This is a genomic window from Rivularia sp. UHCC 0363 (assembly GCF_034931125.1).
In the GTDB taxonomy this organism is placed as follows: domain Bacteria; phylum Cyanobacteriota; class Cyanobacteriia; order Cyanobacteriales; family Nostocaceae; genus Rivularia.
Genome location: NZ_JAYGHM010000006.1, coordinates 60,092 through 76,386, shown reverse-complemented (window position 1 = coordinate 76,386; position 16,295 = coordinate 60,092). Strand labels below are relative to the sequence as shown.

Below are 16,295 nucleotides of genomic sequence, written 5' to 3'. Positions count from 1 at the left end.
ACGATGGTTGCTTTATAAAATCAATTCGTTGATGGACAATTAATAGTTAATATTTGCCTCATCCAACTATATTTTGGGAAGTTTCAAGGTGCTTTTATCAAACTCCTTTTACTTCTGACGTATTGTTTAGATATATTATGACGATACGTAGAAGGTGCATTCATTCTTTGTGATGATAGATTTCCAACGTGTAGAATCCTTCATAGTTATCTGAAACGTTGTTTGCGTCTTGCTGCTACTGCTTTACGCTTACGCTTTTCCTGTGGGTTTTCAAAGTGCCGATGGTATTTGACATCAGCCAGAATCCCAGCTTTGGAAACTTGACGCTTAAACCTGCGTAAAGCAGAATCTATTCCTTCGTTTTCACCTAAAACCACTTGGGTCATCCTAATCCCTCGTTGTCTTCCTACTATATTTTTACTTTATTGTAATGTGCTGGTTGCTCGGAGTAAAAACACTCCGGTAGCTACCTAAAATCAAACAAAACTGGAACAATCAAATAATATTCGACTGCTGAATCCAGATTTCCTATTTTACCTTTCAATCCTGTTATCTATGTATCTGGCATCTGAGAATCCGAATTTTTTAATGTTAGAGCAAGTTGATAAAGTTGACGACGAGGTAAAAAAGTTGATGCAGCTAGCTGCCGACTCGCTTGTGAAGGCGATATTCCTTGATTCATGATTGTTTCTAACTCTTCTATGAGTTCCGCTTGGGTAAACTCGCGCTGCATGGGTAAATGACCCGCCACAACTAAAGTATATTCACCGATAGGAACTTTCTGATCGTAGTAATTACAAGCACCCGTAATAGTTCCGCGCCAAAACTCTTCATATATTTTAGTCAATTCTCGCGCTAAGACAATTTGTCTGTCTTCACCAAATATTTCTTTGATATCTTGTAACGTTGATCGCAATCGATGAGGGGATTCGTAGAAAATCAAAGTCCGCTCCTCTGACTTCAAAAATTGTAAATGCGATCGCCGTTGTTTTGCTTTAGCGCTCAAAAATCCTTCAAACACAAATTTATCCGTAGAAATCCCCGAAGCACTCAAAGCGGTAATTGCTGCAACCGCACCAGGAATAGGAACTACAGTAATTCCAGCTTCAGCACAAGCTTTCACCAACTCATAACCAGGGTCGGAAATTCCCGGCACACCAGCATCACTTACTAGTGCGATCGCAATTCCACCTTCCAACTGCTTTAATAATTCTGGAATGCGAGTGTAGCTATTATGTTCGTGATAACTTATTTGCGGTGTATTAATTTGAAAATGCTTTAAAAGTTTTCCTGTATGACGTGTATCCTCAGCAGCAATAAAATCTACAGACTGCAAAATTCTCACTGCTCGATAAGTCATATCTTCCAAATTACCAATCGGTGTACCAACAATATAGAGTACACCTGCTTTTGATTCGGTTTGCATTAATCAGTTATCAATTATCAATGAACAATTATCACAAGGGACTGGGGTGTTTTTAATCTAAAATTATGATTAATTGTGATTAACCTTATTAACTCATAACTCCTAATTAAGTAGGTCGGTGTTAAAAATTGTAATTAGGACAAGGCAGTAGGGAAAAGCTTTTAAAACAATTTTGCATTTTGTTATATATTTGGGTTTATTTCTGCCAACTTACTTATTACTAAAAAAAATTAATCTAAAATCTAAAATCCAAAATCCAAAATTCTATGACAATTAAAAAATCTTTTAAAGGATTATTCGTCGGTTTGATAACGCTAGATTTAATTTATCTTGCAGAATCTCCCCCACAAAATAATCAAAAATTGGTTGCTGATGATTATACAGTTGCATCTGGGGGTCCGGTAACAAACGCTGCCGTCAGCTTTAGTCATTTGGGAAATAACGCCAAAATATTAGGTGTAGTTGGTTGTCATCCAATGACGCAATTAATTAAAAGCGATTTGGCAAACTACAAAATAGAAATAGTTGACTTGAATTATACCACAGAAAACCCTCCACCAGTATCTTCTATTATTGTTAGTAAGACAGGTAAACGTGCTGTAATTTCTATCAATGCCGTCAAAACTCAAGCTAATATCCAAGCTATTTCATCAGACATTTTGCAAGATATTGATATTGTACTAATTGACGGACATCAGATGGAAGTGGGATGTGCGATCGCACAATTAGCTCAAGCGAAAAATATACCTGTAGTTATCGATGGTGGAAGTTGGAAGCCCGGATTTGACAAGCTTCTACCCTTCGTTAATTATGCCATTTGTTCAGCTAATTTTTATCCCCCCAACTGTCAAACTTCCGCAGAAGTCTTTGCTTATCTAAATCAAATTGGTATTCCTCATATTGCGATAACTCACGGAGAAAACCCGATTCAATATTTATCCCAAAATGAAATCAAACTTTTAAATGTTCCAAAAATACAAGCTGCTGATACACTAGGGGCTGGAGATATTTTTCACGGTGCTTTTTGTAACCATGTGTTGCAAGAAACATTTACCACTGCTCTCGAACAATCCGCGAAAGTTGCAGCTTTATCCTGTCAATTTTTCGGTACTCGTCGTTGGATGGAAGAAGTGAAAAGTTAGGAGTTATTTAATTTTGGATTTTAGATTTTAGATTTTAGATTACCCTACGGTAAGACGCTTCCGCATCAATAGATTTTGGATTGTTTCCCAATTACCAATTCCCAATAACCAATTCTCCATTACCAATTACCAATTACCAATTACCAATTACCAATATGAAAGAATTACAATCTATTCTCGAATTAATTCGTCCCATTGGTTGGGGTGCATCTGATATATTGCGCTCTTATTATCGTGGAAATAAACAAGATGATTTGAATATAGAATATAAAGATGATAACGGCAAAGACCCAGTGACAGCAGCAGATTTAGCTGTGAGTAATTATATTTTACAGCAGTTAAAAAATGAATTGGGAAGTGAAGAATTTGGCTATATTAGCGAAGAAACTTATCAGAAACAAGATGGTAAGAATAATTCTGAATGGGTATGGATTATTGACCCTTTAGATGGAACAAAAGATTTTATTAATAAAACTGGTGAATATGCAATTCATATCGCTTTGGTCAGAAATAAGCGCCCGGAATTAGCGCTAGTCGTAATACCTGAAGCAGAAAAAATATATTATGCAATTAAAGGTAGCGGTACATTTGTAGAAACTCGTAATGGAGAAAGAAAATCCATGCGTGTTTCCGAGTGCAAAAATCCCCAAGATTTAACTTTAGTTGTAAGTCGCAGTCACCGTAACAAACAATTAGATTATCTTTTAGAAAAACTACCCTGTCAAAATCAAAAATCAGTTGGTAGCGTTGGAGGTAAAATTGCTGCAATTATCGAACAGCAAGCAGATGTTTATATCTCACTTTCCGGGAAATCAGCACCCAAAGATTGGGATATTGCCGCACCAGAATTAATTTTAACTGAAGCAGGCGGAAAATATACACACTTCGACGGTACACCATTAGAATACAACACCGGAGATATCAGTCAATGGGGTGGTTTATTAGCAAGTAATGGGCAATGTCACGAAATGCTTTGTCAACAGGCTGAAAGAATTTTAGAAGAATTTGCGGTTAATAAGGAATAGGCCATTGGGCATGGGAAAATGAATTGATAACTCCTAATTGTTCATTGTTTATTTACAACCTCAATTAAACTTTTCAAAACTTCAGCATGAAATTCCCAAGATAAATTATCAATAGATAAACTTGGGATTCCTCTAATTCCGTCTACTGCTAAACCTTGATTTATAATTGTCTCTAAGATATGAAATTCAATGTCTGGATTTAATTTGTTAATAATTGCGGCTTTCCAATGGGGACGAAGTAAATAAGGTGCTAACAATATACCAGCAGCACCCCAATTAGATACACCGCAAACTATTAAATAATCGCACTTGACACTACAGCCGATTTTTTCTCCATGACGAATGCTAGATGCAATAATTTCTTTAGGAATATTCCCCATTCCTAATTCATTTCCACCGTCCCCAATCCCCACGGAAATGATGTTTTCTGATAATAACAAATGCATTGGTGCTGTATAAGCGGTAATATCTTGTCCTCTCATATTGCGGACAATGCCATCTTTCCCAAGACCTGCTCTTTCAATAGAAATTATATGAGATATTGGTGATGCTAAAGACTTCCAAAATTCTAAAAGTGAAGTGATTGAATATTGGTTTTTCTTAACTTCCCCTACAGCGACAATATCTAAAGGTATATCATCAAACCCTGCTGCAACAACTGCGGTTTTTACAGTTTGACAACACAAATCATCAGTTACAATCCTGACAGCTATCCCAATTTCTAACAAACTAACTGCTAACAACGCACAACCGATGATACCGTCAGTTTCAGGACATGGTGCGTTGCCGTTAGGCATAAAAAACCCTGTAATAATCGCTACCGTTGGACAACTATGCTCGGCAATTGAAAGCGCAGCCCCCAGCAACCCTCCTTTAGCCGCTTTCACTAAAGGTTGAATTCCTCTACCGACATCTCGCGAACAAATACTTTCCAAACGAGCTATTTTGTTTAAATTTTCACGCTCAACCACACGACTGCTACGATCGCAATGCGTTTTTTTTGTCATTAGGAGAAATTCTTGTAACCAGGGGAGCCGGATAATAAATAACTTGAGACGTTAAAAAATATGATTACCAGGCGAAATAATCGTCTTTAATGTCTGTAACGAACATATATCCAGGAGCGTGAGTAATCGCAATTTCTGGCTTTGCTTGCAGAATCGCAATTTGAGTTGTGACTCCACAAGCCCAAAATACAGGAACTTCACCTTCCGCAATTGTTACAGCTTCACCAAAATCGGGAGCGTCGAGATTTTTAATGCCAATTTCTTCGGGAGAACCAAAGTGTATCGGTGTACCGTGGGCTTTTGGAAAACGGCTGGTAATTTGTACCGCACGAATCACGTCTGATGGAGATAAAGGACGCATTGACACTACCATTGGAGCGGAAAAACCACCTGCGGTTCTACAAGGGATATTAGTTTTGTACATTGGGACATTTTTACCTTCTTGGATGTGTCTCACGGGAATACCCGCATTCATTAATGCAGCTTCAAAGGAAAACGAACAGCCAATTAGGAAACCCACAAAATCATCTTGCCAAATATCGGAAATATTGGCTACTTCGTCTTTCAATTTTCCATCACGAAAAATATGGTATCTGGGTAAATCCGTTCTCAAATCCGCACCAGGAGAAACTATTTCAGGTTCGGGATTTCCAACTTCAGTAACATCTAGCAAAGGACAAGGTTTGGGGTTGCGGGTGCAAAAAACTAAAAAGTCAAATGCCACATTTCTTGGCAAAATAACCAAGTTTGCCTGTAAAAATCCAGATGAAATTCCAGAGGTTGGAAAGTGGAATGTTCCCTGACGACATTGATAGCGAACTTCAGCAGGAGATAAGTCCATAATTAATCAATTTTTGTAGATTTAATGTTCGCGGGTAAATTAATTAAAATACCAAGTTACCCTACAACGAATCTATTACTGATTTCGGTATTAATTGTCTATGTCTCTTGAATCAATATTGTTTGATTTAAAATATATATATTATTTACAAAAAGGATATTAGCACAAATGCTTTAAATGAAGAATAATCCTCAAACAAATACCCTATTTTTTAGTTTGAAGCAAGGGAGTTTTAAATATGATTAAGTTAAAATACAGTTTATTTCATTTTGATAAATTATGACTTGACTTATTTAAGTTATTGCCTTATGAACGACAAGAAATATTTACTTATATAGCAATACCGTTTAGTTAAGCCTACGACTAGAATCCCTTTTCGTCAAAATCCAAAATAATTAGTGTTGTAATATAGGGAAGGCTAAAGCCATAACATAAACTTAAATATTTAATAATAGATTACCTGAAGTAGATAAATATAATCTCACAAAAACATGACTGATGAAGCGATTTAATTGTTATGAATATTAGTTTAAATTAACGTAACAAACCCGATTCCAAAATTGTAGAGACGTAATATATTACGTCTCTAGATAATTTCGACGATAGACGAGCATCAATCCTGCGGTTCACGATACCCATAGAAATTCACGCTGTAATCCGTTATTTTAACTCCTGTTTGTTCTTCCACACAGCGAATAACTTCTTCAGGTAATTCCAAATGAACATCTAAAATTTGATTCGTATCTAAACAGTTGACATGACTGTGAGAATCACTGATATTTCCGTATAAACGTCCGTCACAGCGCTCGATACATTCAATAATGCTCCCGCTTGATAGCGCTTCTAAATTTTGGTAAACAGATGTATGTCCAATTTCCTTACCTTCCAAATTCAGCCGGTCGTAAATTTCACGAGCGGAAAGATGTTCGTTTGCTTTCCACAAAAGTTCTAAAATGTAACGACGCTGACGACTAACTCGCATACCCAAAGTTTGACATCTTTCAATTGCGTCTTCTAGCGAACGAATTGGTTTTGTAGATAATGGTTGTTTTTGCATATTTTTATTTTTAACTATTAAAGTTTATTTTTTCATAGATGCAAATATAAAAGTAATTTCACTTATTATCATTTACTCATATTTTCCTACTTCACATCTACAAAGACACGGAGCGATAAAAGGAACTCTTGAAAGCTTGCTAAAGTCTAGTTTGTCACCAGTTAATCTAAAATAAACTCATTACCACTTTAGCTTAAAATCATTACAAACGTCTACTCGAAGGTAGATTTAGTATTACACAGCAATAACTTATGTTGTTTGTTTGACTAGAGCTACATCGTTACGTCTTTACAGTTTAACGCTTCAGTATTTACAATTAGCTTTCTTCACAGTAATCATACTGAGCTAGCATTTTTATATTTTTTCCCTTTTACCGCTATTGAGTGTAAATAATTAGACATCTCTAAATCTAAGCGCGATCGCCATTACTTTTCATGATTTAAAACTAAAACAACTGTGGTTTCTACTGAAGATTAAGACCCAAGATTTATTTTTCCGTATATCTACTTATTCTCATATAGACTGGTGTATTTACATAATGTCTGTAAAGCATCTCGAATAGCAGCCGCAAGTAATACTTGTCGCGAACTTATCAATAAATAAGCACATCTACTTAACGGTATTTGCTGAGTTTTTTTAAACAAGTAGATAACCGTAATTTCAAGTCTTAACTATTTAACAGGGTGATAAAAATGCAGAGCAATGTTAACGGTGGTTTTAATAATTCTCCGCGCAGAATGCCTTCCCTAGATATGAATTCGCCATCTGCACCCCGCCCCATGCCTAGCAGCGATATGGATGCGTCTTCTTCTTACGGACATATGCAGAAAGTTTTGGTAGAATTGCGCGTTCCTAGCAATCAAGGTGTATTGGCTGCATCTCGGACGGCTGCACAAATCAATGTCAGTAGTTTCAGATTTGACACCAGCTACGAACCGATAACAATTAACCCCAGTAGCGAGCAACTATCTAACTTACAGGCTAATAACGAAGAAACGGTTATTGTGCGGGGGATGGTAGAAGAAAACGATATTCAGCAATTAGAATCACAATCTAACGTCATCAAAGTTTACAAAGATACTCCCATTGCACCCTTTGACATTCCGTTATTAGAAAAAAGCAAAGATTTAGTCGCACCGATGGATGGAGCGCAAAATTGTCCCATCGGTACCTGTGATTGCGAACCAACCACAGCCAAAGGAACCATCACCGATGTAGCCAAGTATTTCGGTGCTGACCAAATTTGGGCGGCTGGTTTCAAAGGAGAAGGTATTGTTGTTGGCGTTGTTGATGGTGGTATAACTGCTGAAGGTCGCGATATTGGTGCTTCAGAAACCATTCGTCGCGTCAAGAACGTCATTGGTGGTCCCGCATCCGACTGGGGAACTACTGCCAAAGAATGGGGCGAACACGGTAATATGTCCGCAACCGATGTATTAGGAATGGCACCCGCAGCCAAACTCTACGATTGTCGGATTTCCGGTGGTGATTCTATATCCAATGCTTTAAAAGTATTCGATTGGGCAATCAAACAGTATCAAATCGACGGTACACCCCATGTTCTTACCAACAGTTGGGGAATTTACCAAGCAAGCTGGGACGAGTTTTATGCCAGCAATCCCGAACATCCTTTCACCCGTAAAGTTGTAGAGGCGATCGAGCAAGGTATTTTAGTTTTATTCGCAGCAGGTAACTGTGGAGGAAGCTGTCCCTCTCAAAGATGCGGTACCGATGTTGGTTCCGGTAAAAGCATTTGGGGTGCAAACGGACATCCTTTAGTAATGACCGTTGGTGCAGTGAATAAAGAAGAGCAGTTTATTGGTTATAGCAGCCAAGGACCCGCATCTTTAGACCCCAACAAACCGGATTTTTGCTCGGTGAGTCATTTTAAAGGTTACTTCGCTAGCGATAACGGCACCTCTGCGGCTTGTCCGATCGCTGCTGGTATAGTAGCGTTGCTCAAGCAAGCCAAATCAGACCTAAACCAACAAGAAGCTAAAGAAGCCCTCAAGAGTACTGCAAAAAATATTGGAGAACCCGGTTTCGATCATCATTCCGGTGCTGGAATTATTCAAGCCAAAGCCGCTTTTGACCAGTTATTACCCCAACAGCCAAAATGGCACGAATGGGAAAGTTGGGGAGGTAACAGCTTTTATGCACCTGCGGTGGTTTCTACTGAGTCCAATCATCTTGATGCCTTTATTGTCGGTGGAGACAGCGCCATTTATCGTAAATCTTGGCACGAAGACAAAAATCCCGGCGAGTGGGAGAAGCTAGACGGGTTTAGTTTGGGAACCCCTGCGGTATTGTCCCGTGACGAACAAAATATCGATCTATTTATCATCTCTCAAGAACGTACATTGCAGCGTAAATGTTGGAACGGTAAATCTTGGAGCGAATGGGAAGACTTAGGGGGTTTATGCAAGCACGGTGTAACAGCTACTAGTTGGGGTCGCAACCGACTTGATGTATTTAGCGTTGCTGCTGACAATGCCGTTTGGCACAAATTCTGGAACGGTCAATGTTGGAGTGAATGGCTTTCTTTGGGTGGTATTAGTTTGGGTACCCCAGCAGCAGTTTCTTTACAAGAAGGCAACCTTGAGATATTTATTCGAGGTTGCGACCATGCGATATACCGCAAATCTTGGAACGGTACTGCTTGGAGCAATTGGGAAAGCTTGGGTGGTTTATGGTTATATTCCCCCGCAGTAACTGGGGGTAGCAACCGGATTAATGTATTTGCTGTCGGTGCTGATAATGCTATACACCGCAAAGTTTGCGGAACCACTGCGAGTGAATGGGAGAACCTCGGTGGAACAGCAATCTCCGCTCCTGCTGCCGTATCTTCAGAGCAATGCCGTCTCGATATATTTGCGATCGGTGGTGATAATGCTTTGTATCACAAGTGGTTGAGTTAGGTTGAGGCTAGGGTATTGACTTGTCTCGTTCCCAGTCTCCGGCTGGGAATGCCTACACAGAGGCTCTGCCTCTTGTCAAGTACCCAAAGGCAGAGCCTTCTTAGGAGGGTTCCTAGCCAGAATCTAGAAACCAGTTAACCAGTTATTAAATCATCGATACCAATAGAATTACGGGGAGACGTTGCACTGCAACGTCTCTACATTATTTATGGGTATTAATCTAAAATTATCCGCTTTTAAATCCAAAATCTAAAATCCAAAATCCTAATTGGTGCTAGTGTAAATTGTCAAAGCTAAATGTAAGGGCAATGACTTTCACTATTACACTTCCGAAGTTATCTATCAACAGTTTGGATTTGTCTCCTGCGACAACGGTAATTGATAAAATTCTGGCGCTTGATAATATTGCATCGAGCGAACAACAGTTACGCTTTGATGTTCAATATGATTTAGAACCGGGAGACCCACGGGAACTCTCGGAAATTCCAGAAGTACGGCTGTGGTTTATCCGTTTGGATGCTAAATACCCGTGGCTACCATTTTTTCTCGATTGGCAATCGGGAGAATTTGTTCGCTATGCTGCTGTATTGGTTCCACATCAGTTTAATTCTAAAGAAGGTATTCAATACAATCCCGAAGCTTTAGAAATTTTTATCATGCACAAAACCTTTGTCTTGAAGGATTGGCTGGAACAACAAAATATCCCCAGTCAATCTCGAATCAAGTCAATGGCAAAGTTGCTGGGTTATGACTTAGATGATGAGCTATTTGCAATGCTGTGACGTACCTACACTTCTCTTTGAGCAAGTGTAGGCTTCTGACTAAAAAAAAGAAAGAAAAATATTATTTCCCTCTCCATTAGTTGGGGAGGGCGTGACATACCTACACTTCTCTTCGAGTAACTGTAGGCTTCTCAGCGACTCTTCTATGAAGACATTTACTGAGCTTTTAAGCCGTATGCCCTACGGACTTTCTACTAAATTGTTTTTTGATCTTGTAGGCTGCATTTCTGCATTTAATTGATTTACACCTACATTTTGAATAATACCATAAATTCTGTCCGCAATTAATCTCAACACCGATTCAAAGAATACGGAGTGAGACTTCTTGCGGTTGAAGTTAAAATAATTCGTAATTCGTAATACCCTTCCCTACGGGACACCTTGCGGTGAACGGGAACACACAAAGGTGAACGTAATTCGTAATTAAGTTTTGCAAAGGGGATTTTACACCGACGCAAAACGTGCTGCTTGTAAAAGCAGAGGACTTTAACCCCCAAAGTTGCTTAAACCAGGTTAATTTCACATTAACTCTGATGAATGCGAGATATCAGGCTTAATGCAGTATTAAAAGCATACTCAACAGCTTTTGATTTAGTTGGTAAAGCTGCTTGCCAAATACGATAGTCGTTATATTCAACAATCGATTTAGCCATATCATCAATATAAATTTTATTTAATATATCGTATTGGTCTGATTCAAAATCTTCTAATCTCTTGCCATTTTGAATAATTTCTTCACCGGCTTTGATAAATTCATCTAATATTATTTGTGCGTACCGCTTCCCCACACCTTCTGCAAAAATAGATGTCGATTTAAATGCTTTATATTCTTCTAACAGCACATCGGCTATCTTGATTCCAACTATTTTATTCCAACCCGACGGAATTTCAATATCTAAATAATCATTATCGCTATATCTATATTGTAAATATTCATAAATATCTACAGCGGATTTCTCCAGCTTTTTACCCGCGAATAATTCTTTTAAGGGTTGAATGCTTGTATTAAAAGATGAGTCCGTAAATACACCTTCTCCACCTTCGGGACATTCATACATCATGTAAGTCCAAATCCCAGGGCTTGCCGTTTCGGTGCTTACAGATTGATAAAAAGTAATGGTTCCGTCTTCTTCATTTTCATAATATGCGCTTTCCGTATCGGAAAATTGCCATAACGGAATATTTTGAGAGTCAAGCATCATTTTTTTATAGATACCTGTGAGATGATGAGGTAGACTCTCTACTTGAATATAACGCTTCTTACTAATAACTAAGCTATGTAACTGAATCGCCATTATTTCTTTCCTTATATTTAGTTAATCATTTAAATGTGGTGGTTTCACATACTTAACAGCTAAAGAGTTGTTCATGCTAAAAGAATTTATCGCTTTTACCTTTATTCGTACATCTTTCACAAGGAATATTGTTTGTATCAATCGCTGAACTTACATTTAAATCTGTAAATTGATTTGCCATTAATTGCTAACAATTAGATGTTGACTAATAAAGGTTACAAAACTTCAAGCTAGCTGTTAACTCAAAACCTTTTGGCTTCTAGGAATTCAATTTAAAAATGCCTTGCTAACTTTGATAGTTAAGATACATAAAGCTAATTAGCTTTTCTCCACTATCACCAACCTTAAGAACCAAGTCATCTTGTTCGTAGTGACTGACTAGCACTACTATTAATAACTTTTGGTTAAGACTAGATGCAGGTCATCTTATTTACTTCTGATTTATCATTCCCCAAAATGAAATGAAACTAACATTCTGACCAAAAAAAAATATTTTTTTTTTAAAACAGCGGATTAACTTAGGTCTCAAGCCATTTACAGCCGACAGATAAATTCATTTCTTAAACAAGATGCTTTTTTATTTAGGCAATATTCTATAATCAGATGTATTCTATTTAACATTTATAATCTATCTCAATCAAAGTTTTCTTTTTAAGTAAAAAATTTAGTCGCCAGACAAACCTTGAACTAAGGTTTATAGCTTAATAGATACTTCTGCTTTTATATTGAGGGGCTTAACCCCCTTGAATTATGTATTGATTTACCAGTAAGCCATAGAGCCAATTTATAAAAATTAGTGTTTGATACATTTAGTTCTCCGATCACGCTCATTTAATTGCGTTCAAACTGCTTATAAAAAGCCTAGTTACTTGAAGTAAACTGATTGTCAAAAAGTAGCTTAATTGTATTTTTTAATACAACTTTTTGTAAGACGGATATTTATTAAAACATAATTTTATAGTTTTAGAATATGAATTTTTGTATCAACTAAAGTTGATGGTTAACTTTCTGACAAGAAAAATTTAATTTTGTTTGGCGTAGAATAATCTTTGTTAATAAACTCGGATAAAACACTTTATTCACAAATAAATAATTTCATTGCGTTACCAAAATATTTTGTATTGTAAATAACAAATATAATAGTTTTTTGAAAAGGATTTGAAAATTAAAATAATGGCTACTTATCAGGTAGATGCAAAAAAACGACACCAGGTATTTTTTTTGATACCCAGTGCTGCAATAGTTGTATGGAATTTTGCTTTGTTAGCTTTCCCTGAATCGAAAATTAAAACTTAGCCTTGCCAAATTTTTTCTAAAATGGTTGCTGGTTGAATATCCGCCATGATGCCGGTATTCGATTTAATCGCGATAAATTTATCGCTTTGAGGTAATAATTTGGTTGGTTCAGTTGAGCCGAATAAAGCAATGGTGTAGGTTTGTAAAAATACAGCTAGTTGCACTAGCGGACTATCAGTACACAACATTAAATTAGCTCCGGCGATCGCACCAGCTAATTTACCAATATTATCGGGAAAAGTTTCCTTGATATCCGGTATTGCTAGTTTGAGAACACGCAGTAAATCTTGATTATCCGGTTTAGAAACAACCACTACAGGCATATCTGGTTGCTTTTCCTTAAAATCTTGAATCAGGGATAGCCATTGTTTTGCTGGGTAAGAATTATCAGCATTAAATAAACCATCAACAACCAAAATATAGCCCGTATCTTTAACTCCCAAACGCAATTGCTCAGAAGTTGCCCATTCAATATCTGGTTTTGGTACATTAATTTCTAGTTCCGGACAACTAGAATTAATCCCTAACCCTTGAAGCAAATCGCAGTACATATAAGCTGCATACTGCTGCTTGTTTTGGGGTACAACACGATTAAAAAATAAAGAACTATCTCCCTTAAAACCAACCCGCGTGTTGATACCACTCAACCACAGCATCAAGCCATTCAACCAGCTTGTTGATGGGGTAATCGCAATATCATATTCGCGATCTCTGATTGTACCGATCAAGTTACCCCAATCAGCCATACTGTTACGGTCTTTGAAATCAAACGCTAGTAAATCGTCTACAGACTTACTTACCCGGTAAGCAGCCTTAGAGGAAGGTTCACATACCACATCAATGCGAGATGTATTATACTTCCGCTTGAGATTGTCTAGGGTCGGAAAAAATAGAATTTGTTCGCCTATTCCACCAGGGACAAGGGCTACTATTCGCATATTATTTATTTACGCTTACTGGCTATTTATTTTAAGGGAAGATAGGGAGACAATTTGCAATTAAGAATTGGGAATTGAGAATTGAGCATGGGATTTTGGATTGTAAGTGAGGAGTTAGGAGTTGGGAGTTGGGAGTTGGGAGTTAGGAGTTAGGAGTTAGGAGTTGGGAGTGAGGAGTTATAGGATTTTGGATTTTAGATTTTAGATTAGGAATCTTTCCCCCTATCCCCCTATCCCCTTGTCCCCTTGTCCCCTTGTCCCCTTGTCCCCATCCTCTCATCCCCCGAAGTTCGATAAAAAATATTATTGATTTAAATCGAGGAATTATTAAAGTGTATGTATTAATTCCCGCAGCAGGAAGCGGTAGAAGAATGAACAGTGACCGGAATAAACTGCTATTAAATTTGCTGGGACAATCGATAATTGGCTGGACTATCCAAGCAGCGACAGCAGCTAATCATGTTAGTTGGATTGGGATAATCTCTCAACCGGATGACTGGCAAGACTTTGAGAAAATTATCGGTCAGTTGAAGTTAAACAAACCAGTAAAATTGATCCAAGGTGGTTCTACTCGTCAAGAATCGGTTTACAATGGTTTGCGGGCATTGCCATCTCAAGCAGAGCAAGTATTAATTCACGATGGAGCAAGATGTCTTGCTACGCCAAATTTGTTTGATTCGTGTGCCGAAACTCTTAAAAGTACTGACGGTTTGATTGCCGCAGTTCCAGTGAAAGACACGATTAAAATTGTCAATGAAAATAATATAGTTCAATCAACACCCGACCGACGGCAATTGTGGGCCGCACAAACTCCTCAAGGCTTTAATGTCAAATTATTAAAACAATGTCATACAGAAGCTGTGAAGATTGGTTGGCAAGTCACCGATGACGCTGCTTTATTTGAAAAATGCGGACTAAAAGTGTCCATAGTCCAGGGAGAAGAAACTAATTTAAAAATTACCACTCCCCAGGATTTAGCGATCGCAGAATTTATTTTGAAGAGTAGGGAGTAGGGAGTTAGGAGTTAGGAGTTAAGAGTTGGGAGTTAGGAGTAGGGAACATTGAAACACAAAGGGATAAGGCAAGTAGATAACTTCTAACTCGTAATTCACAATCCAAAATCTAAAATCTCATACCCATTCCCATTCCCAATTAAAATTGACATTTATTTAATAAAATGGTATTATCCGTGCCAACTTGCTTGTAGTTTGTTTTCTTGAGTTGTGGATTGTCCATTGCGATTAATTGAAACTGGATAAAGAACTCATGACTGTAGAGGCCTCAAAGATAGAAGCGATTCTGTACTTGAAGGGGAAACCCTTGTTAATCGGTGAGATAGCTGATTATGCAAAGTGCGATCGCACCACGGCAGAGGAAGGGATAATCGAATTAATTGATGAATATGCTCGTCGAGATAGCGCTTTGGAAGTGATTGAAACGCCGCAGGGCTATAGTCTACAATTGCGGTCGGATTTTCATGAGTTGGTACAAACGATGATTCCTGTGGAATTAGGTGTGGGAGCATTAAGAACTTTGGCTGCGATCGCTCTTAACAGTCCGATGCTGCAAAGTGATTTAATCAATCTACGCGGTTCGGGGGCTTATCAACACGTTCCGGAACTGGTAGAGCTAGGTTTTGTCCGCAAACGACGTAATGGCGATTCTCGCTCATTCTCGCTGCAAGTCACCCCCAAATTTCATCAATATTTTCAAATAGACCAATTACCCCAACCTTTTTCTAATATCAAGCAGGAACGACAACTCGAATTAGAGTTAGAGTCGGCAACGATTGCAACTGCGGAAAGCGCATAAAACGGTAAAACTTGTAAAACTTTTTTAAAGTAAATATAATTTGCGATTAAATTAACTTCTTGACTACAAATAGCTAGGATGCCTAGTAACACTGCAATATAGTCTCCTATATCCCTGGAAACAGAAAATTCTAATTACCGCATTATTCCGGCACGGTCAAGGTGTCTCATGCTCAAAGTATGGTTTAGAGTAGGATTAGCAACTCAGCGAATAAATTGCCAATGGTGTTTGACCCCGACTTTTTGAATGACAACTTCGACCAACACCCGAATCAAAATATTTTTGACAACCTTGAGGAAAATCCCAATCAGTTGCTTAAATATCTTGAACATCAACCTCCCGAGGTTTTAGCACGGGTAGCCCAGTCTGTCAGCCCCGAAATTAAACAAATCATTTCGCAAAACGTCCAAGGGCTTGTGGGAATGTTACCCCCACCAAATTTTAATGTGCAGGTGACAACAGACAGGGATAATCTGGCTGGACTCTTAGCTTCAGCAATGATGACGGGGTATTTCCTGCGCCAAATGGAACAAAGGATGAATTTGGATAATTTAACTAGTAAATAGGATTAATAGGAGTAAATAGTTATGAGCGAAGAAGCGTTAATTGATTCATTGCTATCTGGTTATGACTATAAATTGCGATAACTTGAGGCAGTATCTTAACCTTCCTCCTAGCTCCTAACTATTTCTCTGAACTGAAAATCAAAAATTGCGATCGGTGGTAAGTAAGGTTCTGGCAAAACAATTACCAACT

At 38.0% G+C, this 16,295-nt stretch carries 14 protein-coding genes; 7 read left to right on the top strand and 7 right to left on the bottom strand.

Going from position 1 to position 16,295, the window contains the following annotated elements; translation table 11 throughout:
* Positions 1-206 precede the first annotated feature (206 nt).
* Both rpsU and rsmI read right to left on the bottom strand, forming a co-directional pair.
* Positions 207-386 (bottom strand): 30S ribosomal protein S21, encoded by a 180-nt coding sequence (gene rpsU / locus VB797_RS05360; protein ID WP_193923349.1) that lies wholly within the window; start codon positions 384-386, stop codon positions 207-209.
* 167 nt (positions 387-553) lie between these two features.
* A complete protein-coding gene (rsmI, locus tag VB797_RS05355; protein WP_323236622.1) occupies positions 554-1,426 on the bottom strand; it encodes a 16S rRNA (cytidine(1402)-2'-O)-methyltransferase in 873 nt (290 codons plus the stop codon).
* Positions 1,427-1,692: 266 nt separating this feature from the next.
* On the opposite strand from rsmI, the gene VB797_RS05350 reads away from it, so the two are divergent.
* Together VB797_RS05350 and VB797_RS05345 are read left to right on the top strand one after the other, a co-directional pair.
* Positions 1,693-2,568, top strand: a complete 876-nt coding sequence (locus VB797_RS05350; protein WP_323236620.1) for a sugar kinase — start codon at positions 1,693-1,695, stop codon at positions 2,566-2,568.
* Between the two features lie 155 nt (positions 2,569-2,723).
* The gene (locus VB797_RS05345) at positions 2,724-3,593 is read left to right on the top strand and encodes a 3'(2'),5'-bisphosphate nucleotidase CysQ (RefSeq protein WP_323236618.1); all 870 of its coding nucleotides are present in this window, start codon (positions 2,724-2,726) and stop codon (positions 3,591-3,593) included.
* Positions 3,594-3,634: 41 nt separating this feature from the next.
* Here VB797_RS05345 and VB797_RS05340 read toward each other — a convergent pair whose 3' ends face one another.
* The 3 genes from VB797_RS05340 to VB797_RS05330 all read right to left on the bottom strand — a co-directional run bounded on the left by VB797_RS05340 (position 3,635) and on the right by VB797_RS05330 (position 6,498).
* Positions 3,635-4,600: a DUF4392 domain-containing protein gene (locus VB797_RS05340; protein ID WP_323236616.1), complete on the bottom strand. Its 966-nt coding sequence runs from the start codon at positions 4,598-4,600 to the stop codon at positions 3,635-3,637.
* Positions 4,601-4,664: 64 nt separating this feature from the next.
* The gene (locus tag VB797_RS05335; protein ID WP_323236615.1) at positions 4,665-5,441 is read right to left on the bottom strand and encodes a putative hydro-lyase; all 777 of its coding nucleotides are present in this window, start codon (positions 5,439-5,441) and stop codon (positions 4,665-4,667) included.
* A gap of 613 nt (positions 5,442-6,054) precedes the next feature.
* Complete coding sequence (locus VB797_RS05330) at positions 6,055-6,498, bottom strand: Fur family transcriptional regulator (protein ID WP_323236614.1); 444 nt, start codon at positions 6,496-6,498, stop codon at positions 6,055-6,057.
* A 692-nt stretch (positions 6,499-7,190) separates the two neighbouring features.
* On the opposite strand from VB797_RS05330, the gene VB797_RS05325 reads away from it, so the two are divergent.
* Together VB797_RS05325 and VB797_RS05320 are read left to right on the top strand one after the other, a co-directional pair.
* A complete protein-coding gene (locus tag VB797_RS05325; RefSeq protein ID WP_323236613.1) occupies positions 7,191-9,416 on the top strand; it encodes a S8 family serine peptidase in 2,226 nt (741 codons plus the stop codon).
* 308 nt (positions 9,417-9,724) lie between these two features.
* Positions 9,725-10,198 (top strand): CRR6 family NdhI maturation factor, encoded by a 474-nt coding sequence (locus VB797_RS05320; RefSeq protein ID WP_323236612.1) that lies wholly within the window; start codon positions 9,725-9,727, stop codon positions 10,196-10,198.
* A 524-nt stretch (positions 10,199-10,722) separates the two neighbouring features.
* Here VB797_RS05320 and VB797_RS05315 read toward each other — a convergent pair.
* Positions 10,723-11,493 carry a hypothetical protein gene (locus tag VB797_RS05315; RefSeq protein WP_323236611.1) on the bottom strand — a complete coding sequence of 257 codons (771 nt, stop codon included), beginning with the start codon at positions 11,491-11,493 and terminating at the stop codon, positions 10,723-10,725.
* A gap of 1,292 nt (positions 11,494-12,785) precedes the next feature.
* Positions 12,786-13,727 carry a glycosyltransferase family 9 protein gene (locus tag VB797_RS05310; RefSeq protein ID WP_323236609.1) on the bottom strand — a complete coding sequence of 314 codons (942 nt, stop codon included), beginning with the start codon at positions 13,725-13,727 and terminating at the stop codon, positions 12,786-12,788.
* Between the two features lie 332 nt (positions 13,728-14,059).
* Between VB797_RS05310 and ispD the strand changes: the two genes are divergently transcribed.
* The 3 genes from ispD to VB797_RS05295 all read left to right on the top strand — a co-directional run bounded on the left by ispD (position 14,060) and on the right by VB797_RS05295 (position 16,105).
* Positions 14,060-14,740 carry a 2-C-methyl-D-erythritol 4-phosphate cytidylyltransferase gene (gene ispD / locus VB797_RS05305; protein ID WP_323236608.1) on the top strand — a complete coding sequence of 227 codons (681 nt, stop codon included), beginning with the start codon at positions 14,060-14,062 and terminating at the stop codon, positions 14,738-14,740.
* 253 nt (positions 14,741-14,993) lie between these two features.
* Positions 14,994-15,539 carry an SMC-Scp complex subunit ScpB gene (scpB, locus tag VB797_RS05300; protein ID WP_323236607.1) on the top strand — a complete coding sequence of 182 codons (546 nt, stop codon included), beginning with the start codon at positions 14,994-14,996 and terminating at the stop codon, positions 15,537-15,539.
* 221 nt (positions 15,540-15,760) lie between these two features.
* Positions 15,761-16,105 carry a DUF760 domain-containing protein gene (locus tag VB797_RS05295; protein ID WP_323236606.1) on the top strand — a complete coding sequence of 115 codons (345 nt, stop codon included), beginning with the start codon at positions 15,761-15,763 and terminating at the stop codon, positions 16,103-16,105.
* Positions 16,106-16,295: the final 190 nt, after the last annotated feature.

What these genes read in the sequence shown, in the direction of transcription:
- rpsU (WP_193923349.1), bottom strand. Translation starts at nt 386, where the DNA reads ATGACCCAAGTGGTTTTAGGTGAAAACGAAGGAATAGATTCTGCTTTA.
- rsmI (WP_323236622.1), bottom strand. Translation starts at nt 1,426, where the DNA reads ATGCAAACCGAATCAAAAGCAGGTGTACTCTATATTGTTGGTACACCG.
- VB797_RS05350 (WP_323236620.1), top strand. Translation starts at nt 1,693, where the DNA reads ATGACAATTAAAAAATCTTTTAAAGGATTATTCGTCGGTTTGATAACG.
- VB797_RS05345 (WP_323236618.1), top strand. Translation starts at nt 2,724, where the DNA reads ATGAAAGAATTACAATCTATTCTCGAATTAATTCGTCCCATTGGTTGG.
- VB797_RS05340 (WP_323236616.1), bottom strand. Translation starts at nt 4,600, where the DNA reads ATGACAAAAAAAACGCATTGCGATCGTAGCAGTCGTGTGGTTGAGCGT.
- VB797_RS05335 (WP_323236615.1), bottom strand. Translation starts at nt 5,441, where the DNA reads ATGGACTTATCTCCTGCTGAAGTTCGCTATCAATGTCGTCAGGGAACA.
- VB797_RS05330 (WP_323236614.1), bottom strand. Translation starts at nt 6,498, where the DNA reads ATGCAAAAACAACCATTATCTACAAAACCAATTCGTTCGCTAGAAGAC.
- VB797_RS05325 (WP_323236613.1), top strand. Translation starts at nt 7,191, where the DNA reads ATGCAGAGCAATGTTAACGGTGGTTTTAATAATTCTCCGCGCAGAATG.
- VB797_RS05320 (WP_323236612.1), top strand. Translation starts at nt 9,725, where the DNA reads ATGACTTTCACTATTACACTTCCGAAGTTATCTATCAACAGTTTGGAT.
- VB797_RS05315 (WP_323236611.1), bottom strand. Translation starts at nt 11,493, where the DNA reads ATGGCGATTCAGTTACATAGCTTAGTTATTAGTAAGAAGCGTTATATT.
- VB797_RS05310 (WP_323236609.1), bottom strand. Translation starts at nt 13,727, where the DNA reads ATGCGAATAGTAGCCCTTGTCCCTGGTGGAATAGGCGAACAAATTCTA.
- scpB (WP_323236607.1), top strand. Translation starts at nt 14,994, where the DNA reads ATGACTGTAGAGGCCTCAAAGATAGAAGCGATTCTGTACTTGAAGGGG.
- VB797_RS05295 (WP_323236606.1), top strand. Translation starts at nt 15,761, where the DNA reads ATGGTGTTTGACCCCGACTTTTTGAATGACAACTTCGACCAACACCCG.